Source organism: Actinacidiphila sp. bgisy145 (assembly GCF_057708125.1).
Genome location: NZ_JBYIRL010000027.1, coordinates 107838 through 126145, shown reverse-complemented (window position 1 = coordinate 126145; position 18308 = coordinate 107838). Strand labels below are relative to the sequence as shown.

19 protein-coding genes and 1 riboswitch are annotated in these 18308 nt (G+C 74.5%); of the genes, 11 read left to right on the top strand and 8 right to left on the bottom strand.

Annotated elements, in window-relative coordinates; genetic code table 11:
* Window positions 1-300 precede the first annotated feature (300 nt).
* Together AC3ERT_RS24000 and AC3ERT_RS23995 are read right to left on the bottom strand one after the other, a co-directional pair.
* Window positions 301-1929, bottom strand: coding sequence for a glycoside hydrolase family 43 protein (locus AC3ERT_RS24000; protein ID WP_435176712.1), 1629 nt, complete (start codon window positions 1927-1929; stop codon window positions 301-303).
* Window positions 1914-3977: a glycoside hydrolase family 31 protein gene (locus AC3ERT_RS23995; RefSeq protein ID WP_435176710.1), complete on the bottom strand. Its 2064-nt coding sequence runs from the start codon at window positions 3975-3977 to the stop codon at window positions 1914-1916. Before AC3ERT_RS23995 ends, AC3ERT_RS24000 begins: the two co-directional genes overlap by 16 nt.
* A gap of 459 nt (window positions 3978-4436) precedes the next feature.
* On the opposite strand from AC3ERT_RS23995, the gene AC3ERT_RS23990 reads away from it, so the two are divergent.
* Entirely contained in the window at window positions 4437-5099 is a 663-nt protein-coding gene (locus AC3ERT_RS23990) for a uracil-DNA glycosylase (RefSeq protein WP_435137911.1), read from the top strand.
* A 33-nt stretch (window positions 5100-5132) separates the two neighbouring features.
* On the opposite strand, the gene AC3ERT_RS23985 is transcribed toward AC3ERT_RS23990, so the two are convergent.
* On the bottom strand, window positions 5133-6029 hold the full coding sequence (locus tag AC3ERT_RS23985) for a DMT family transporter (RefSeq protein ID WP_435137908.1): 897 nt from the start codon (window positions 6027-6029) through the stop codon (window positions 5133-5135).
* Here AC3ERT_RS23985 and AC3ERT_RS23980 point away from each other — a divergent pair.
* Window positions 6028-7566, top strand: a complete 1539-nt coding sequence (locus AC3ERT_RS23980; protein WP_435176708.1) for an aminotransferase-like domain-containing protein — start codon at window positions 6028-6030, stop codon at window positions 7564-7566. The two genes, AC3ERT_RS23985 and AC3ERT_RS23980, sit on opposite strands and share 2 nt — an antisense overlap.
* 98 nt (window positions 7567-7664) lie before the next feature.
* Here the strand turns inward: AC3ERT_RS23980 and AC3ERT_RS23975 are convergent, their stop codons facing one another.
* The 4 genes from AC3ERT_RS23975 to AC3ERT_RS23960 form a co-directional block, all read right to left on the bottom strand.
* The gene (locus AC3ERT_RS23975; protein ID WP_435137902.1) at window positions 7665-8561 is read right to left on the bottom strand and encodes a GH25 family lysozyme; all 897 of its coding nucleotides are present in this window, start codon (window positions 8559-8561) and stop codon (window positions 7665-7667) included.
* A 382-nt stretch (window positions 8562-8943) separates the two neighbouring features.
* Window positions 8944-9369: an NUDIX hydrolase gene (locus AC3ERT_RS23970; RefSeq protein WP_435137899.1), complete on the bottom strand. Its 426-nt coding sequence runs from the start codon at window positions 9367-9369 to the stop codon at window positions 8944-8946.
* Window positions 9370-9515: 146 nt separating this feature from the next.
* Window positions 9516-10046, bottom strand: coding sequence for a P-loop nucleotide/nucleoside kinase family protein (locus tag AC3ERT_RS23965; RefSeq protein ID WP_435137896.1), 531 nt, complete (start codon window positions 10044-10046; stop codon window positions 9516-9518).
* Between the two features lie 11 nt (window positions 10047-10057).
* Window positions 10058-10957: a YhjD/YihY/BrkB family envelope integrity protein gene (locus AC3ERT_RS23960; RefSeq protein ID WP_435176706.1), complete on the bottom strand. Its 900-nt coding sequence runs from the start codon at window positions 10955-10957 to the stop codon at window positions 10058-10060.
* Between the two features lie 262 nt (window positions 10958-11219).
* Between AC3ERT_RS23960 and AC3ERT_RS23955 the strand changes: the two genes are divergently transcribed.
* From AC3ERT_RS23955 to AC3ERT_RS23945, 3 genes are all read left to right on the top strand, one after another.
* On the top strand, window positions 11220-11807 hold the full coding sequence (locus tag AC3ERT_RS23955; RefSeq protein ID WP_335980254.1) for an NADPH-dependent FMN reductase: 588 nt from the start codon (window positions 11220-11222) through the stop codon (window positions 11805-11807).
* Window positions 11808-11880: 73 nt separating this feature from the next.
* Complete coding sequence (locus tag AC3ERT_RS23950; protein ID WP_435134440.1) at window positions 11881-12312, top strand: winged helix-turn-helix transcriptional regulator; 432 nt, start codon at window positions 11881-11883, stop codon at window positions 12310-12312.
* 26 nt (window positions 12313-12338) lie between these two features.
* A riboswitch (guanidine-III (ykkC-III) riboswitch) is annotated at window positions 12339-12403 on the top strand.
* Between the two features lie 31 nt (window positions 12404-12434).
* Window positions 12435-12755: a DMT family transporter gene (locus AC3ERT_RS23945; protein WP_435134437.1), complete on the top strand. Its 321-nt coding sequence runs from the start codon at window positions 12435-12437 to the stop codon at window positions 12753-12755.
* Between the two features lie 81 nt (window positions 12756-12836).
* Here AC3ERT_RS23945 and AC3ERT_RS23940 read toward each other — a convergent pair whose 3' ends face one another.
* The gene (locus tag AC3ERT_RS23940; protein WP_435134434.1) at window positions 12837-13640 is read right to left on the bottom strand and encodes a thaumatin family protein; all 804 of its coding nucleotides are present in this window, start codon (window positions 13638-13640) and stop codon (window positions 12837-12839) included.
* Window positions 13641-13825: 185 nt separating this feature from the next.
* Here AC3ERT_RS23940 and AC3ERT_RS23935 point away from each other — a divergent pair, with 185 nt between their 5' ends.
* The 6 genes from AC3ERT_RS23935 to ppk2 all read left to right on the top strand — a co-directional run bounded on the left by AC3ERT_RS23935 (window position 13826) and on the right by ppk2 (window position 18258).
* A complete protein-coding gene (locus AC3ERT_RS23935) occupies window positions 13826-14266 on the top strand; it encodes a MarR family winged helix-turn-helix transcriptional regulator (protein ID WP_435176704.1) in 441 nt (146 codons plus the stop codon).
* Between the two features lie 132 nt (window positions 14267-14398).
* Window positions 14399-14971, top strand: coding sequence for a YbhB/YbcL family Raf kinase inhibitor-like protein (locus AC3ERT_RS23930; RefSeq protein WP_435134431.1), 573 nt, complete (start codon window positions 14399-14401; stop codon window positions 14969-14971).
* A gap of 97 nt (window positions 14972-15068) precedes the next feature.
* Window positions 15069-15488 (top strand): PPOX class F420-dependent oxidoreductase, encoded by a 420-nt coding sequence (locus AC3ERT_RS23925; RefSeq protein ID WP_435134429.1) that lies wholly within the window; start codon window positions 15069-15071, stop codon window positions 15486-15488.
* Window positions 15489-15716: 228 nt separating this feature from the next.
* Window positions 15717-16865, top strand: a complete 1149-nt coding sequence (locus AC3ERT_RS23920) for an inorganic phosphate transporter (protein ID WP_335980268.1) — start codon at window positions 15717-15719, stop codon at window positions 16863-16865.
* 73 nt (window positions 16866-16938) lie between these two features.
* Window positions 16939-17169, top strand: a complete 231-nt coding sequence (locus tag AC3ERT_RS23915; RefSeq protein ID WP_335980270.1) for a hypothetical protein — start codon at window positions 16939-16941, stop codon at window positions 17167-17169.
* Between the two features lie 210 nt (window positions 17170-17379).
* Window positions 17380-18258: a polyphosphate kinase 2 gene (ppk2, locus tag AC3ERT_RS23910; RefSeq protein ID WP_435134446.1), complete on the top strand. Its 879-nt coding sequence runs from the start codon at window positions 17380-17382 to the stop codon at window positions 18256-18258.
* Window positions 18259-18308: the final 50 nt, after the last annotated feature.

The following is an 18308-nucleotide window of genomic DNA, read 5'->3' as shown; positions in this document are numbered from 1 at the left end:
GCCGTGTCTGACAAATCCCGCCCCCATGCCTCCTGGCCATGGGGGCGGGGCCTGGCACGCACGCTCTCCCCCTGCCTTCGGCGGGAGGTGCCCCCAGCGTTGTCGGTCGTCGGCGCAGCCCGCTGCGCTCTGTTCCCCAGAGCTTCGCCTGGAGGGACCCCCACCCTCCGCCTTGCGATCAGGGGGCACCGCCCATGCCGTAGGCCATGGGGGAGCACCAGGCCCCGTCGGCCCCCGCCCTTTGGGCGGGACGACGCTATTTGTCAGACACGGCCTGGCACCTCGGTGCCGGGCCACCGGTCAGCTCGCCCGCACCGGCGGCTCCGTGCAGCGCAGCCGGAAGCCGCCGAAGTCGGCGGTGAACGAGGCGTCGACCAGGTCCTGGGCGTGGAGGGCGGCGACGGCCCCGGTGAAGCGGGGGCCGCCGCCCTCGTCGGAGAGCCTGCCGAAGTCCAGGGCCGGACCGATCCACTGCCGCGGGCCCTGCTGGCGGAACCAGAAGCGGGCCGCGCCGTCCCGGACCCGGGCGCCGAGGGTGACCGGCGCCCCGGCCGCCACCTGCACCGGCGGGTGCTGCCGCACCTCGTCGGCGTCGCGTGTCACCAAGCTCAGTACTACCCGCCCCGATCCCCGCCACTGCTGGCCGCGTTGGGGTTCGCCGGGCGGTTCGGCCCAGGTCAGGTCGAGGGCGAAGTACGCGCCGGTGTGGTAGCGGAGCAGCAGCCCCGCGGCCTCGCCGAAGGTCCGCGGCAGGGCGTCGACGGTCACTTCGACGTCGCAGTCGTGCTCGGTGATCCGCTGTGCGAGCAGGCTCTGGTCCCACAGCGACTCCGGCCCCTGGCGCCCGCGCAGCCTGATCCATCCCGGCCGCGCGCCGGTGTCCGCCCAGGACGGGTCCACTGGTGCGCGCAGCGTGAGCCACGGCCATCCGAGCGGGGCGATTCCGGCGCGAGCGGCGGCGTGCTCCTTGTACGGGGCCGGCACCGGCAGGGGCGCGGGGCCGCCGACCTCCGTGGCGGGGTGCCATCCGCCGTGGCGCAGCCGCGGCCAGCCGTCGGCGCTCCACACCACCGCCTGGATCGCCGTCTCGCGCCCCAGCGGCGACCGCGGCCCGTCGGGGGTGCGCAGCGGGCGGGAGGCGAGGTGGCCGAGGAACCACTGCCCGTCCGGGCTCTCGACGAGTTCCCCGTGCCCGGCCCGCTGCAAGGGCAGCGCCGGGTCGTCGCGGGAGGTCAGCAGCGGCCGGTCGTCGAGCTCGTACGGGCCGAGGAGGGAGCGGCTGCGCGCGGTGAGCACGCCGTGGTCCGGGCCGGTGCCGCCGTCGGCCACCAGCAGGTAGAACCACCCGCCGTGGTGGAGGAGTTTGGGCCCCTCGACGAGGCGGTCGTGCTGGAGCAGCAGGTGCGTGCCGCCGACCGGGCGCAGGGTGGCGCGGTCCAGTTCGGTCGCCACGATGCCCGCGAACCGCGCGCCGCCGGGCCGGTGGTCGCTTTGCAGGTTGACCAGCCACGTCCGGCCGCCGTGGTGGAAGAGCGACGGGTCGAAGCCGTGGCCCGGAAGGCGCCGGGGCGTGCTCCAGGGCCCTGCCGCGTCGGGGGCGGCGGACGTCCACGTCTCCAGGTCGAAGTAGCGGCCGCCGACTGCCCGGACGACGGAGTAGACGACGCGGAAGCGCTCTCCGTCCCAGCTCAGCCCCGGAGCGTAGATGCCGCCGGAGTCGGGCACCCCGGCCAGGCTGCCGCCCGGCACGGCCCCCTCGACGTGCCCGGCGAACTCCCAGTCGGCCAGGTCGCGGGAGCGGAAGACCGGGATCGTGGGGAACCACTCGAAGGAGCTGACGGCCGCGTAGTACCAGGGACCCACCCGGATCACGGACGGGTCGGGGGCGAAGCCGCGGATGACGGGGTTGCGGATCACGGACGGGGCCACGGGGCCTCCTCGGGAGCGGGGGAAAGCGGGCCGTCGGCGGTGTCGGGCGCGCCGTACCCGGTCAGGGCGGCGGTCACGGGGGCGCCCTGACGGACGAACACCGGCAGGTGCTCCAGCGGCGCCGCGGCGGTCGGCGCGGTGCCGCCGTCGTGGACGGCGCCAGTGGCCGCCTCGACCCACCGCGCGCCGGCGGGGAGGTGGACCGTGCGCTGCCGCCGGCCGGCTGCCAGCACCGGCGCCACCAGCAGGTCCGGCCCCAGCAGGAACTGGTCGTCGACCTCCCACGCCCGCTCGTCGGCGGGGAAGTCGAAGAACAGCGGCCGCATCGGCGGGGCGCCGGTGCGGTGCGCGGCCGCCGACAGCTCCATGAGGTAGGGGCGCAGCCGCTCGCGCAGCCGCAGGTGGGCCACGAGGACCGGGTACGCCTGCGCGCCGTACGACCAGACCTCGTTCGGGCCGCCGGTCATCGATGCCTCGAAGGGCTGCCGGGGCTGCCGGTCGCCGTGCAGGCGCATGATCGGGCAGAACGTCCCGTACTGGAACCAGCACACGAGCAGTTCGCGGTACTCCGGGTCTTCCGGGTCGCCGCCGGCGAAGCCCCCGATGTCGGTGTTCCACCAGGGGATGCCGCTCATCGCGACATTGAGGCCGGCCCGCACCTGGGTGCGCAGCGAGGCGAACGTAGGGGCGATGTCGCCGGACCACAGCGCGGCGCCGTGCCGCTGGCTGCCCGCCCACGCGCTGCGGACGAGGCTGAGCGGGCGGTCCTCGCCGAGGCCGCGCAGCCCTTCGGCGACGCCCTGGGCGTGCAGGGTCGCGTAGAGGTTGCCGACCTCGGTGCCGGACCCGGCGGCGTAGACGGCGCGCACCGCCTCTTCCGGGGAGAGGTCCGGCTCGCAGGCGTCGAGCCAGAAGGCGGTGATCCCGTGGGCGGCGTAGTGCGCGCGCAGGCGCCCCCACAGGAACCGGCGGGCCGCGGGGTCCGTCGCGTCGTAGTAGGCGGTCGGCCGCCGGTCGGTGCCGTGGCCGCGGACCGGCCAGGGGTGGGTGAGCAGCCCGCCCCGGGAGTCGCGGACCAGCAGCCCGGCGTCGCGCAACTGCGGGTAGGCGGTGGCGTCCGGCTCCACCGTGGGCCACACCGACACGGCGAGCCTGACGCCGAGGGAGTCCAACTCCTCGACCATGGCGGCCGGGTCGGGCCAGTCGTCCGGGTCGAAGCTCCAGTCGCCCATCCGGGTCCAGTGGAAGAAGTCGCAGACGATCACGGACAGCGGCAGCCCGCGGCGCGCGTACGCCCGGGCGGTGTCGAGCAGTTCGCGCTGGGTGCGGTAGCGCAGCCGGGACTGCCAGAAGCCGGCCGCCCACTCGGGGAGCAGCGGCGGGTGCCCGGTGGCGTCGGCGTAGGCGGACATGATCTCGGCCGGGGTGTCGCCCGCGGTGATCCAGTAGTCGATCTGGCGGCCCGCCTCGGCCACCCACCGGGTGGTGTCCGCGCCCAGCTCCACCCGTCCCATGGCCGGGTTGTTCCACAGCAGGCCGTAGCCGCGGGAGGAGTGCAGGAAGGGGATCGCCGTGACCGCGTTGCCCTGGACCAGGTCCACCACCAGGCCCTTCTGGTCCAGCCGGCCGTGCAGGTGCTGGCCCAGGCCGTGCAGCCGCTCGCCGTCGTACGCCGTGAAGTGCTGCTCGAAACGGTGGCCGCCGGGGCGCGGTGCGTGCACGCGGGGGCCGGCGTGCAGGGCGTAGGGCCGCTTCTCGGCGAGCAGTTCGCGCCCGGTCGCGGTGTGGGTGAAGCGCAGACGGCCGCCCGCGTCGGCCTCCACGGTCAGCCGGCCGTTCACCAGGCGCGCCCGGCCGCCGACCATCGCGGGTTTCCCGATGTCCGTGCCCGCGGGCGGGGGCGTCGACAAGGCACCGGGGGCGGTGTCGTCGAGGACACCGGTGGTGGCACGCACCCGCACCGCGCTGGGCCCCCAGGGTTCGACGCGCAGGATCTCGTGCGGCGTGCGGAACTCCAGGCCGTCGGCGTAGAGGTGGAAAGCTGGCACGGGGACACTCGTTTCGGCTGCGGGTCGGGGCGTGCGGGGCGTGCGGGGCGCGGTGGTGCGGTGGCCGGGTGAGTGGAGAGCGGCGAACCGGCTCGACTCGCGAAAACCTTTTCGGTACGTCGGCGGCGCCCGGTGAACGTCCACAACTGCCGTCGGCCGCCGCCCTTCCAGGGGTCTCCCGAATCGGCGCGGCCGCGGCGCCTCCTCGTCGCCGGGTGCTCGGTGTGCGGTAGTTAAAACGTTTCCAGACCCGGCGTCAACGGGTCTGACACACACCGTGGGACCGCGTCCGCCGTGCGGTACGCGATATGCCCTGCCTCGCCCGCGTATCGGGCCTGAATCGGTTCATCCCGCCCGGCGCCAGGGTGGGTCCGGGTGGGTCCGGCTGCACCCGGGCGGCCGGTGGGAAGCGGTACGGTGCGGGGTGGCGGTGCGTGGACAAGGGTGGGCGGGTACGGCGTGAATGGTGCGGGCGGGGTCGACACGGCGCGGTTCTGGTCGCTGCTGCGGGAGTTGCCCGCGCCCGAGGACGCGGAGTTCCTGTACGGCGCGGACCCGGCGGGGCGGCTGCGGACGGCGAACCTGCGCCGCTACCTGGAGTTGATCGCCCGCGGCCGCCCCCGGGTCATGCTGGTCGGCGAGGCGCCCGGCTACCGCGGCCACACCGTCAGCGGCATCTCGTTCACGAGCGTGCGCCAACTCACCGCCCGGCCGGGCCTGATCACCGGCGACCCGGCGGGCGACGGCTTCCGGGTGCCGGAGCATCCGGCGTTCGGGTGGGAGGCGTCCTCGGCGGTGGTGTGGGGCGCGATGGCCGCCTGGCGCGGGGCGCTGCCGCTGTTCTGGCCGATCTACCCGCACCATCCGCACGCCCCGGGCCGCCCCGCCTCCAACCGCACCCCGCGCGCTTCGGAGGTGGCCGCGGGCGCGCCTGTCGCGCTCGCCCTGGCCGAGGCGTTCGGGATCACCACATACGTGGCGGTCGGCCGCAAGGCCGAAGCGGCGCTGGCCCGGGGCGGTGTGCCCGCACGGCCCGTCCGCCACCCCGCCCAGGGCGGCGCCCGTATCTTCACCCGCCAACTGGCTGAACTGAACGAGGAGTTGGCCGGGCCGGCGGAGTAGGGCCGACTCGGCACCGGGGGCGGCCGCCGGCGGTCAGCTCCGTGCGCGCTGCGTGGCCGCGATGCACAGCAGGACGGCCAGGGCGGCGAACGGCGTGACAGGGGAGAGGTGTTCACCCATCAGCAGCACCGCCCACGCCAGCGTCAGGAGCGGCTGGGCGAGTTGGAGTTGGCTGGCGCGGGCGACCCCGATGGCGCCCATACCGCGGTACCAGACCACGAAGCCGCCGAACTGCGAGACCAGCGCGACGTAGAGCATGCCGGTGAGCGCGTGCCCGGTCAGGTGCACCGGTTCGGTCGGCAGCGCGAGCGCGGTGACGACCGCGGTGGCGGGCAGCGCGGCGACCACGGCCCAGGCGATGACCTGCCACCCGGGCATGTGCCGGGCCAGCCGGCCGCCTTCGGCGTACCCGGCCGAGCAGACGAGCAGCGCCCCGAACAGGTAGAGGTCGGCGACGGTCGGCCGGCCGTGGCTCTGCTGGAGGGTGAAGCCGATGACGACGGCGGCGCCGGCGACCGCGCCGTACCAGAAGAGCCGCGGCGGGCGCTCGCCGGTGCGCGCGACCGACACCGCCGCCGTGGCCAGCGGCAGCAGGCCGATGACGACCGCGGAGTGGGCGGTCGAGGAGGTCCGCAGGGCGAGGGTGGTCAGCAGCGGGAAGCCGAGGACGCACCCGGCCGCGACCACCAGCAGCCCCGGCCAGTCGCGGCGCCGCGGGACCGGTACCCGGCCGGCGAGCAGGCAGGCGCCGGCGGCGAACGCGGCGAGCACCCCGCGCAGCCCGGTCGACGTCCAGGGCCCGAAGCCCCGAAGTGCCCACGCGGTGGCGGGGAAGCTGAAGGAGAAGCTGAGCACGCCGGTGGCGGCGAGCAGGGCGCCGTGGTTCGCTGCTACCCACCGCTGCGCAGTAGCGCTATCTTGTGCTGACATGAATGAGGGTAGCAGTGTGGACCACCTGGTCGCCGCGCTCCGGGCCGAGCTGGCCCAGTGCCCTGAAGGCGCCCGACTGCCCTCCAGCCGGGCCCTGATGGAGCGCCACCGGGTCAGCCCGGTGACGGTCTCGCGCGCGATCGCCGTCCTCGTCGCGGAGGGCGAGGTGGCCTCCCGCCCGGGCGCCGGGGTCTTCCGCACCCGGCCGCACGCCCCCCACCGGGCCCGCGGCGACCTGTCCTGGCAGGAGGTCGCCCTCTGCGCCGACCCGGCCCCCGGCGACGGGCCGGCGCCCCCACCCGGGCCCGGTGGGGGGCGTGCGGCCCCCGGCCCGCACACCCCGCTCCCGGCACCTGTCCCGCCCCCGGCACCCGGCCCGCAGACCGCCGACGCCTCCGGCGTCCTCGCCACGCTCGCCGTGCCCCCGCCCGGCGTGATCGACCTCGTCGGCGGCTACCTGCACGCGTCGCTGCAACCCGAACGCGCCCTGGCCGGCGCGCTGGCCAGGGCCGGGCGCAGACCCGGGACCTGGGAGCGGCCCCCGGTGGAGGGGATCGCGGAACTGCGGGCGTGGTTCGCGCGGGACATCGCCGGGCCCGGCGCCGCGCTCGGCGGCGCCGACGTGCTGATCGCCGCCGGAGGCCAGAGCGCGCTGGGCACCGCGCTGCGCGCGCTGGCCGCCCCGGGGGCGCCGGTCCTCGTCGAGTCGCCCACCTACCCGGGCACGCTCGCCGCCGCCCGCGCGGCCGGACTGCGCCCGGTGCCGGTCCCGGTGGACGAGGACGGGGTGCGCACCGATCTGCTCGCCCAGGCGTTCCGGGCCACCGGTGCGCGGGTGTTCGTCTGCCAGCCGCTCTTCCACAACCCGACCGGCGCCACCCTGTCCGCGGAGCGCCGCCCGGAAGTGGTGCGCGTCGCACGGGCCGCGGGGGCGTTCGTGGTCGAGGACGACTTCGCCCGGCGGCTCGCCCACGCCGACGCCCCGCCGGCGCCCGCGCCGCTCGCCGCGGACGACCCCGACGGTGTGGTGGTGCACGTGCGGTCGCTGACCAAGGCCACCTCGCCCTCGCTGCGGGTCGGGGCGCTGGCCGCGCGCGGGCCGGTACTGGAACGGCTGCGCGCCACCCAGGTGGTGGACAGCTTCTTCGTGCCGCGCCCGCTCCAGGAGACCGCGCTGGAACTGGTCGGCTCGCCCGCCTGGCAGCGCCACCTGCGCACCCTGGGCGGCGCCCTGCGCGAGCGGCGCAACGCGGCGGCCGAGGCGCTGCGCCGCGAACTGCCCGCGCTGCGGCTGCGGGTACCGTCCGGCGGCTACCACCTGTGGCTGCGGCTGCCGGACGGCACCGACGAGCAGGCCCTGGCCGCGGCGGCGCTGCACGCGGGGGTGGCCGTCACGCCCGGACGGCCCTACTTCGCGGCCGAGGCGCCGGCTCCCCACCTGCGGCTGAGCTACATCAGCGCGGTCAGTACCGGCCAACTGCGGGAGGGCGTCGGCCGGTTGGCCCGGGCGTACGCCGCCACCGGAACGGCCCGCTGACGCCGCAGCACCCGGGCGGCGTCAGCATCGGCCGGCTCTCCGGCTCTCCGGCTCCCCGGCTCCCCGGTCTCCCGGCTTCCCGGTCTCCCGGCCGCCGGTCAGGGCGTGTTGTTGGCCAGCGCCAGCAGCCGCGCACTGCTCGCGCTGAACCGGTCGCGGTCCACCGCGCCCGAGACGCCGCTCACCGAACCGGAGTCGGAGTACTGCCAGAACGTCCAGTACGGGAAGCCGCTCGGGATCGTCGGGCTCGCAGCGGTGGTCCAGTGGGCCACGTTGAGCGGGCTCTTGGCCGACATGCCGCTCCAGCCGCCGGTGCAGGTGTTCCACCAGCTCGGGCTGGTGTAGATCACCACGTCGCGGCTGGTCTTGGCCTTGTAGGTGTTGTAGAAGTCCAGAATCCACGACTGCATCGCCGCGGTGGTCTTCCCGTAGCAGCCGCCCTCCAGGTCCAGCATCCCCGGCAGCGTCAGGTTGTCCGCGGACCAGGCGCCGCCGTGGGCGGCGAAGTAGGTCGCCTGCGCCGCGCCGGTGGACAGGTCCGGGTGCGCGAAGTGGTAGGCGCCCCGGATCACCTTGGCGTTGTAGGCGCCCAGGTAGTTGGCGCTGAAGTTCGGGTCGGTGTAGGTGGTGCTCTCGGTCGCCTTGATGTAGGCGAACTGGATGCCCGCGGCCTTCACCGACGACCAGTTGATCGAGCCCTGGTAGTGCGAGACGTCGATCCCCTCGGGGTAGGTCGCGTCCGGGGACATGATGCCCTTGGCGTCGGTCTGGAGGTGCTGCGGGTCAGGGGTGAAGTTCTGGGTGTCCTGGACGTAGCCGATGCCCATGTAGCCCTGGCCGACGGGGATCGAGCTGCTGCCGGACGGCGCGGGCGCGGCGGTGGCCGCGCCGGTCGTCGACACCGCGGCGGCCAGCGCCAGGCCGGTGGTGAGCACCGCGGCGGTGGTCAGGTTGCGCCGTCGTACGCTGCGGGCGGTGCGGTTTCGGGAGAACAAGGCTTTCCTCCATGCACGTTGAGGTGGGGGGAGCGTGCGGGTGGTGGCGCGGGGGGTGCTCGTTTCCGTCCGGCGTGGGGTCTACTCGCGTAGCCCCGCCCTCACAAGCGGCCCTTGCGCGGTGGAGAACGGGGGGAGTTGGTGCGGGTGTGGTGCGCGTGGTGAACGCGCCACGAGTGACGCATGGACGACCCCGTTCCGTAAAGGGGTTGGCAAAACCCCCGGTGGTCCAGACCACTTGGCCGCGCCCGGAGCTGCGACGACAGGTGCTTCCGCCGGTAACTTTCAGCGCCCTGAAAGCCTGGCCGTACGCCTGTTTGTCGCACGATCGGGTGACGGCGCCAGGCTTGCTCCGGCTCGGCGGGTGCGCGGCCGGCTGCGCTCAGGGCGCCATCCGCAGGGCGTCGGCGGCGGCGGGGGACAGCCGCATCCCTGGCAGCTCGGCCACCGGTATCCAGCGGGCCGCGGCGGTCGAGCCGCCCTGCTCGGTGACGGCCGGCCGGCCCGGGGCGAGGCGGGCGAGGTAGAACAGCGCGACCAGGTGCCAGCTGACGCCCAGCCGCTGCGCGGCATACGTACGGGCGCCGAGCAGGCGGGCGTCGAGCACCTCGAGGCCGGTCTCCTCGCGCAGCTCGCGGGCGAGCGCGTCGGCGGGCTGCTCGCCCGGGTCGATGCCGCCGCCGGGCAGGTGCCACGCGCCCGGCTCGAACACCGGCGAGGCGTCCGACAGCTTCGTGAGCAGCATGCCCCCGTCCGCCCGCGCGACGGCGTAGGCGGAAACCCGGGTACGAACGGCGCTCTCCGACATGCTCTCCTCCGCTGGCAGTACGGCTCGGAACGGCGACGGACCCATTCGACCACGCGTACGCCCGCGTTGTCCCGGAGCACCGTTGGCCGCGCCCCGCGGCACGCCCCGACCGGCGGCACGCCCCCCGCCACCCCGCCACTCCGCCGCTACGACGCCGACGACGGCCAGCGGACCGCGGACCAGGCGGCCCAGGACCGGTAGGGGGACGGCGGCGGCCCGGGCGGCGCGTCGGCGGCGAGCTCGGCGGGGGTGGGCTCCTCGAACCGGGCGCGCCAGCTCAGCAGGTCCGCATCGGTCATCGGGAAGGTGGCCTCCGGGGTGGTGGCCTGGCGGTGGGCGATCCGGGCCCGCTGGGTGGCGTGGTCGACCGGCAGGTACCGCAGCCGGCAGGACGCGCCCGCGGACGCGGCCAGCCAGCGGATCGCGGACCGCTCGTCGCGCGACCAGCAGCCGAAGTCGAGCACCACGTCCGTGCCCAGCCGCAGCGCCTGGAGCGCGACGGAGATCAGCCGCCCCTCCAGGACGTCGCGCTTGCCGTTCGCCCGGGAGTCCCCGAAGAGCGGGATCATCCACTCGTCGGGGGTCAGCCGCAGCGCGCCGTGCTCCGCGGCGATCTGCCGGGCCAGGGTCGTCTTGCCGGCGCCGGGCAGGCCGACGGTGAGGAACAAGGTGGTCACCGGGGGATCGTTCACCGCGGGGGGCGGGTGGGGCAACGGGATTGCGCGGCGGGCGGTGGCGGCGGCGGTTCCGGTGGCGTGGGGCCCGGCGGGGCCGGGAGGGGCGGGAGGTGGCGGGAGAGCGGGGGCTCGGTGGCCAGGACGGCGCCCGCGGTGATCGTGAAGGTCAGCGCGACGCAGATCGCGATCAGCCACGACAGGAGGGTGAAGACCGAGCCGAGCGGACCGTAGGCGGCCAGGCTGCGGTTGAGGGCGACCGGCATGTAGACGCGGGCCGTCACCGACAGCGCGGTCATCGCCGCGGCCGTGAGCACCGCGCCGGGCAGCAGCGGCAGCCACGGCAGGCGCGCGCCGAGCAGCAGGTGCTGGGTCCACCACCACACCGCGAGGTCGGCGAGGAAGATCAGGGGCACCCCCAGCCACGGCCCGGCCCCCAGTCCGTGCCGCAGCGGCCCCTGGAGGAAGAGCACCGCCACCCACGCCACGATCCAGGCGAACCACCGCCACACCACCACCCGCGCGGCCGCCTTCGGCAACTGCCACGCCCGCTCGCACACCCGCGCCATCGCCCGGCTGCTCGCGGTCGCGGCCAGCAGCGCGATCACCGCCCCGATCGCCCCGGTGGTCTGCCGTTCGGTGCCGGTGTCGGCGCCGTGCTGGGGGCCGTAGAGCTCCTGGAGCTGGCGTTGCGCGGTGCTGTTGAGCCCGAAGAGGTCCTGCGCGGAGTCCAGGATGTGCGTGCGGACGGTGTCGGGGCTGAAGGCCGCCGCCACGAACATGAACGGCACCGCGGTGAGGAAGAGCTGCGCCGCCAGCCGGGTGGCCGCGTCGAGCAGGTTCACCGACAGCAGGCGCGCGGTCAGCTCCGTCAGCACGGGGAAGCGCCGCTCGGCCGCGTGGCGCGCGGCCACCGCCCGTCCTCGCACCGCGGCCCAGCGCCCGCGCCGGGACCCGTCTGCCCCGCGGTCCGGGCCGCCCGGAGGCGGGGCCGCCGTGGCCATGGCTACCTCCGGCACGTGGGGGACGCACTGAGGGCAGTATGCGACGGATGCCGGGTGTGTGCCGCGCGGGCGGGCCGCTGGTGGCCGGGGCGGGACGGCCTCCGTACGTCACTAAGGTATCTTTAGTGCCGCCGGAGGACCCGGCCCGTGGATACGCAGAAGGAGACACGCGATGGCGAAGCTCGGGATCATTGTGGCGAGCACCAGGCCGGGGCGGGTGGGCCTGCCGGTCGCCGAGTGGTTCGAGGAGGAGGCCCGCACGCACGGCGGCTTCGACGAGATCGACCTGATCGACCTCGCCGAGGTGGCGCTGCCCTTCATGAACGAGCCGGGCCACCCGCGGCTGGGCCAGTACACCCACCAGCACACCCGCGACTGGAGCGCCCGCATCTCCGGCGTCGACGCCCTGGTGTTCGTGATGCCGGAGTACAACTACGGCTACAACGCCGAGCTGAAGAACGCCCTCGACTACCTGCACAACGAGTGGCTCTACAAGCCGGTCGGCTTCGTCAGCTACGGCGGCGTCTCCGCGGGCACCCGCGCGGTGCAGATGGTCAAGCAGGTCGTGACGACCCTCAAGATGACCCCGGTCGCCGACGCCGTCAGCATCCCCTTCGTCCGGCAGTTCGTCGACGACGAGTCCAAGGTGCAGCCGAACGAGACGATGCTCGCCTCGGCCAAGGCGATGCTGGACGAGCTGGTCCGGGTCGAGGAGGCGCTGCGCCCGCTGCGGCCCGCGCCCGTCGGCCAGGACGCCTGACACTCCACCGGCGCCGCCGGGCGCGGGCCCTTCGCCCGCGCCCGGCGGCGCCCTCCGCAGACGGGGATGCCCGATGCCGCACAAGGACGAAGCAGCGAGCGAGATCCACCGGGTGTGCGAACGCTTCCACGCCGCCATCGAACTGATCGGCGGGCGCTGGACCGGCGCGATCCTGCGCGCGGTCTTCACCGGCCACCACCGCTTCGCGCACATCCGGGCCGCCGTGCCCGGGCTCAGCGACACCATGCTCGCCCAGCGGCTGCGCACCCTGGAGGAGCACGGCGTGCTCGACCGCCGGGCCGGCGCGGGCGGCCACGCCCCGGCCGAGTACCACCTCACCGACAAGGGCCGCGAGCTGGCACCGGTGCTGGAGGCCGTCATCGCCTGGTCGCACCGCTGGATTCCGCTCCCGCCGGACCCGCCCGGTGCCGCCGCACCGCCCCGTCTGCCCGGTCCGCCCGCCCCGTCGCCGCCGCCGGAAGCGCCCGCTCCGCCCGCGGTCTGAGCGCCCTGCCCGGCGTGCGGCACTTTGCTACGGTGGAGACAGATCGCCCCGACGAGCGCACCGTACCGGGACCCTGCAAAGACGGTGCACCCCCGTAGTCACCAACCCGCGGAGGTGCCGTCATGGCATGGGTCCTGATCGTTCTCGCCGGCCTGCTCGAAGTCGTCTGGTCGGTCGGTATGAAGTACACCGACGGCTTCACCCGCCTGTGGCCGAGCCTGCTCACCGGCTCCGGCATCGTGGCGAGCATGCTGCTGCTGTCGCTGGCGGCGAAGTCCCTGCCGATCGGCACCGCGTACGGCGTGTGGGTCGGGATCGGCGCGGCCGGGGCCGCCGTGGTCGGCATGCTGGTGCTCGGCGAGCCGGTCTCGGCCGCGCGGATCTTCTTCGTCTGCCTGCTGGTCGCCTCCGTGGTGGGCCTGAAGGCCACCTCGGGCCACTGACAGCTGACGGCTCGTCATGGTCCCGAGGCGGCACCTCGGTTGGCGTCTTTCGTCACCGCCACGGATGGCGGCGCGCCGGCGTCAGTGGAAGGTGACGGTGAAGCCGCCGCACGACGTGCAGTCGCGCACGACCGTGTTGCCGGGGACGGTGTCGGCCTTCGACCAGGCGTACGCCCAGGGGCAGTGCCCGCCGATCGCGTCGCTGTACGGGGTCTGCGCGTCGCGGTCGGGGTTGACGCACAGCTTGAGGCCGGTCCCGGCGTCGGTGGTCAGGTCGGCCGACGGGCAGTACGGCAGCAGGTCGTCCGGGCAGCCCTCCTGGGCGCAGGCACCGCCGTCCGGGGGCGGGGCGACGCCGTCGGGGTCGATGGTGACCGGTACGGAGAAGGCGTTGACGTAGCTGACGTTGTACCAGGGGGCGAGGCTGTCGGACGGGTCGAAGTTGAACTCCGCGAGGCTGACCGGCTGTTCACCGGTGGTGCAACTGCCCACCGACGCACCGCAGTCGCCGAGCGCGCAGTGGAACGTGCTGCCGTCCGTGCCCGAACACCCCTCGCGCGCGAAGAACTTGCCGCGCCAGTGCCCGGCGGCGGAGTCCTCCGGGATGGTGACGGTGGCGGACTGCCCGTCGTCGAGCACCGGCAGGCCGGTCAGCGCGGTGGAGCCGTCGGCGTTGACATTGCTGCCGACCCAGACGCGCTGCCCGGTGTCGTTCACGAGGGTGACGGTGTGGTCGGTGACGGCGGGCGCCACAGCGGCGGGCCTGGCGGCCCCGGCCGTCGCGGCGGTCGTGGCGGCGCCGGCGGGGGCGCCTGCCGTGGTGGCGGCCGCGAGGACGCAGCCGACGAGCAGTAACAGGGCGGACAGGGCGGAGCGCCACCTCATACGGACCTCCGTGGGGGGAGTGGGGGAGTGGAGTGCCGGGCGGACATCGTTGCCATGCTCATGCCCGTACAGGCCCCGTATGAAGCACCGCATCAAGCACCGCATAAAGCCCGGGCGCGCGGCGCATGCCCAGGCGGGGCCGCCGCCATATGTGCTCAAGGCACTTGATAAGCTAGGTTGAGCATATGGACGACGGTCCGGCTCCCGACGAGGTCGCCGCGCTGCTGCTCTCGAGCATCAGCGTGCTGCTGCGGCGCGTCCGCCACCTGCCCGCGCCCGGTGCACTGACGCTGCCCGAGCGCAGCGCCCTGTCCCACCTGGAGCGCTCCGGCCCCACCACTTCCGCCGAGCTCGCCCGCCAGGCGCAGGTCAGCGCGCAGGCGATGGGCACGACGGTCGGCGCCCTGCGCGCCCGCGGGCTCGTCGATCGCCGCCCCGACCCGCAGGACGGCCGGCGCGCGGTACTGACCGTCACCGACACCGGCCGCCGGGCGCTGTCGGACAAGCGCGACGCCCGGACCGAACTCCTCACGCACGCCCTGACCAGCGGTGTCTTCACCGGCGCGGAACTCGAACGGCTCGCCGCGGCCGCGCCACTGCTGGAACGGCTCGCCCGCACCATCTGACGCCGGCCGCCGAAGCCGGCCGATCCGCACAGGAGAGACAGCCATGGCACCGACCACGTCCCACCGCCGCCCACCGGCGCCGTGCCCCCGGCTCCCGGCCGGCCGGCGCCCCGCCCCGATCGGGGGCGCGCGATGACGCTGCTCGGCCGGCTCCTGCACGACCGCAGGGCGGGCGACGCCCACCTGGCGTGGCACCTGCCCCACCTCGACGGCCCCGAGACGCTGACGCTCACCAGCAGCGCGTTCACCGAAGGCGGGCCGCTGCCGCTGGAGCAGTGCGAGAAGCGGATCGGCGGCGCCAACGTGTCCCCGCCGCTGGAGTGGACCGCGCCGCCGCCCGGCACCGCACAACTCCTGCTCGTCATCGAGGACATCGACGTCCCCCTCGCCAAACCCGCCGTGCACTGCGTGGCGTTGGTGGACCCCGCCGTGGAACAGCTGGCGCCCGGCGGCCTGAACGCACGCCAACCGGCCACCGGAGTCCAGCCGTTGCGCGGCACCGTCGGGCGCGGCTACCGCGGCCCCGGCCCCATCAAGGGCCACGGGCCGCACCACTACGTCTTCCAGCTCTTCGCGCTGTCCGCACCCCTGGGCAGCGGCCCCGGCGCGCCGCCCCCGCAACAAGCCCGCCCCCGCGCCCTGCTGTCCGGGATCACCGCCGCCGTGCTCGCCCGCGCCCGCCTGACCGGCAGCTACGAGCGCTGAACACCGCCAGGGGCGTGGCCGGGTGGTTGGCGCGGGGCGGGCGTTGCAGAATAGCGAAGATCAAGAACGCCGCAACCGCACGTCCTGGAGGACGCAGATGTCCAAGCCGCCGCTGCCCGCCGACGCCGTCGCCATGCTCGAAAAGGCGAACCCCGCCGTGATCACCACGCTGCGCCCGGACGGCCAGCCGGTGTCCACCGCGACCTGGTACCTCTGGGAGGACGGCCGGGTGCTGATCAACATGGACGAGGGCCGCAAGCGGGTGGACCACCTGCGCAACGACCCCCGCGTCACGCTCACCGTGCTGGACAAGGACGGCTGGTACACGCACGTCAGCGTGGTCGGCCGGATCACCGGGCTGGTCCCCGACGAGGGACTCGCCGACATCGACCGGCTCGCCCGGCAGTACACCGGCAAGCCGTACTCCCGCCGCGACCGCGCCCGGGTCAGCGCCTGGATCGAGGTCGAGCGCTGGCACGGCTGGGGCGCGCACAAGGACAGCAGCCAGGTCGGCTGACCGCGGCTCCGGCGCCGAGCGACCCCCAACCCGCGCGGTCCGGCCCCCTCTTACCGGGGCCGGGCCGTACGCGACCCGCTCGCGGCGCCCCGCCCACCGGCCGCCGGCACACGCACCCGATGCCCGCCGAGTGCCCCGCGACAGCGCTGTCACACCCCGTCGCCCGCATGTACCGGACCTTCACGCCCATGTCTCGCTGAGTACGCCAAGTAATGCTCTCCTGGTGACGTGGACCACATAAACTTCCTTGTGGCAATGGTGATCGTCACCGCGTTGGCGTTCGACTTCACCAATGGTTTTCACGACACCGCGAACGCCATGGCGACCTCGATCGCGACGGGCGCGCTGCGCCCGAAGGTGGCGGTCGCGATCAGCGGGGTGCTCAACCTCGTCGGGGCGTTCGTGTCGACCGAGGTGGCCCGAACCATCTCCGGCGGCATCGTCAACGACCAGCTCGTCACGCCGGGCATGATCTTCGCCGGGCTGGTCGGGGCGATCGTGTGGAACCTGGTGACATGGCTGCTGGGCCTGCCCTCCAGCTCCTCGCACGCGCTGTTCGGCGGGCTGATCGGCGCGGTGTGGGTGGGCGCCGGGCGGCACGGGGTCAACTTCGACCAGGTGGTCGAGAAGATCCTGATCCCCGCGGTCGCCTCACCCTTCGTGGCCGGGCTCGCGGCGCTGGGCGCGACGTACCTCGCCTACCGGATCACCCGGCGCGCCTCGTCCGACACCGTGTCCAAGGGGTTCAGGACCGGGCAGATCGCGTCCGCGTCACTGGTCTCGCTCGCCCACGGCACCAATGACGCGCAGAAGACCATGGGCGTCATCACGCTCGCCCTGATCTCCTGCGGCGCCCTGGGCGCGGGTTCGGGCCCGCCGGTGTGGGTGGTCCTCACCGCGGGCCTGTCCATCGCGGCAGGCACCTACATCGGCGGCTGGCGGATCATCCGCACCATGGGCAAGGGGCTGGTGGACATCGAGTCGCCGCAGGGCTTCGCCGCGGAGTCCGCGTCGACCGCGGTCATCCTGACCTCCGCCAACCTCGGCTTCGCGCTGTCCACCACGCAGGTCTGCTCCGGCGGCATCCTCGGCGCGGGCGTCGGCCGCAGGCTCGCCGAGGTGCGCTGGGGCACCGCGGGCCAGATGGCGCTGGCCTGGCTGGTGACGCTGCCGGCGGCCGCGGCCGTCGGCGCGGTCGCGGCGAGCGCGGTGGTGCACGGCGGCACGCTGGGCACCGTACTGATCGCGCTGGCGGCGGTCGTGGTGGCCGCGGTGATCGTGCTGCTGTCCCGCCGCAACCCGGTCGACGCGAAGAACGTCAACGACGGCCACCGGCCCCCGGTCCAGGCCGCGGCGAGCGCCAAGGCCGGCGTGTGAACGGCGACCGGGGCGGCCGGGGCAGCGGGGGCATCGACGGATACGACGGTCACGACGGCTGGAGGGCGGCGGCATGGACGTGAAATGGGGTTCGCTGGCGGAGGTGGCCGTGGTCAGCCTCGGCACCACCGTCGGCGTCGTGGTGGTCTTCGCGATCGGCGTGTGGGCGCTGTCCGCCCGCGACGAGCAGCGCGCGAGCGGGAGCGGCGGCACCGCGCAGGCGGTCGCCGCGAGCGCCTGCTTCGTCCTGTGCGCCTGCGCGGTCCTCTACGGCCTCTACCTGATCATCCCGCAGTTCCATTAGGCCGCGTCTCCCGCACGAACGGCGGGGCAGACGGGATGTGCCGGACCCGGCCCGGCGCCCCGCCCGGGCGGACGGTCCGGCGGACCACACCAGCGACAGACACCCACGGCGCTGCCGCGCCCCGTGCGGGGGCGCGTCGGCCGTGCACGGAAGGACGGGTGGCACACCGTGCAGCACACCGACACCGCGACCGGCGACCTGCTGGCGGGGATGACCGTCGACTACACCGACCAGGACGACCCTGTGCTGGTCCGCGCGGACGGCAGCACAGTGGACACCTGGCGGGAGAACTACCCGTACGACCGGCGGATGGAGCGGCCGGAGTACGAGCGCCACAAGCGGCTCCAGCAGATCGAGCTGCTGAAGCTCCAGCGCTGGGTGAAGGAGACCGGGCAGCGCCTCGTCATCGTCTTCGAGGGCCGCGACGCCGCCGGCAAGGGCGGCACCATCAAGCGGTTCATCGAGCACCTCAACCCGCGCGGCGCCCGCGTGGTCGCGCTGGAGAAGCCCACCGAGCGCGAGAGCGGTCAGTGGTACTTCCAGCGCTACGTCGCCCACCTGCCCACCGCGGGAGAGATCGTGCTCTTCGACCGCTCCTGGTACAACCGCGCGGGCGTGGAGCGGGTGATGGGCTTCTGCTCCGACGACGAGTACCACCGCTTCATGCGCCAGGCGCCCGCGTTCGAGCGGATGCTCGTGGACGACGGCATCCAGCTGGTGAAGTTCTGGTTCTCCGTGTCCCGCAACGAGCAGCGCACCCGGTTCACCATCCGCCAGGTCGACCCCGTGCGGCAGTGGAAACTCAGCCCGATGGACCTGGCCTCGCTCGACCGGTGGGACCGGTACACCGAGGCGAAGGTCGCGATGTTCCACGAGACGGACACCGCGTACGCGCCCTGGACGGTGGTGAAGAGCAACGACAAGAAGCGCGCCCGGGTCGAGGCGATGCGCAGTGTGCTGGCCCGCTTCCCGTACACCGACCGTGACGACGCGGTGGTGGGGGAGCCGGACCCCCTGATCGTGGGCGCCGCCGCGAACCTCCTGGAGGCCGGCGAGGACGCCGCCGCCCGCTCCCTCCTGACCCCCTGACGGTGCCGCTCCTACGGCCGGCCGCCGGTATGCGGCTGGGCCTGCGCCGC

What these genes read in the sequence shown, in the direction of transcription:
- AC3ERT_RS23950 (WP_435134440.1), top strand. Translation starts at nt 11,881, where the DNA reads ATGCCGCACAAGGACGAAGCAGCGAGCGAGATCCACCGGGTGTGCGAA.
- AC3ERT_RS23970 (WP_435137899.1), bottom strand. Translation starts at nt 9,369, where the DNA reads ATGTCGGAGAGCGCCGTTCGTACCCGGGTTTCCGCCTACGCCGTCGCG.
- AC3ERT_RS23935 (WP_435176704.1), top strand. Translation starts at nt 13,826, where the DNA reads ATGGACGACGGTCCGGCTCCCGACGAGGTCGCCGCGCTGCTGCTCTCG.
- AC3ERT_RS23940 (WP_435134434.1), bottom strand. Translation starts at nt 13,640, where the DNA reads ATGAGGTGGCGCTCCGCCCTGTCCGCCCTGTTACTGCTCGTCGGCTGC.
- AC3ERT_RS23930 (WP_435134431.1), top strand. Translation starts at nt 14,399, where the DNA reads ATGACGCTGCTCGGCCGGCTCCTGCACGACCGCAGGGCGGGCGACGCC.
- AC3ERT_RS23915 (WP_335980270.1), top strand. Translation starts at nt 16,939, where the DNA reads ATGGACGTGAAATGGGGTTCGCTGGCGGAGGTGGCCGTGGTCAGCCTC.
- AC3ERT_RS23945 (WP_435134437.1), top strand. Translation starts at nt 12,435, where the DNA reads ATGGCATGGGTCCTGATCGTTCTCGCCGGCCTGCTCGAAGTCGTCTGG.
- AC3ERT_RS23985 (WP_435137908.1), bottom strand. Translation starts at nt 6,029, where the DNA reads ATGTCAGCACAAGATAGCGCTACTGCGCAGCGGTGGGTAGCAGCGAAC.
- AC3ERT_RS23925 (WP_435134429.1), top strand. Translation starts at nt 15,069, where the DNA reads ATGTCCAAGCCGCCGCTGCCCGCCGACGCCGTCGCCATGCTCGAAAAG.
- ppk2 (WP_435134446.1), top strand. Translation starts at nt 17,380, where the DNA reads ATGACCGTCGACTACACCGACCAGGACGACCCTGTGCTGGTCCGCGCG.
- AC3ERT_RS23955 (WP_335980254.1), top strand. Translation starts at nt 11,220, where the DNA reads ATGGCGAAGCTCGGGATCATTGTGGCGAGCACCAGGCCGGGGCGGGTG.
- AC3ERT_RS23980 (WP_435176708.1), top strand. Translation starts at nt 6,028, where the DNA reads ATGAATGAGGGTAGCAGTGTGGACCACCTGGTCGCCGCGCTCCGGGCC.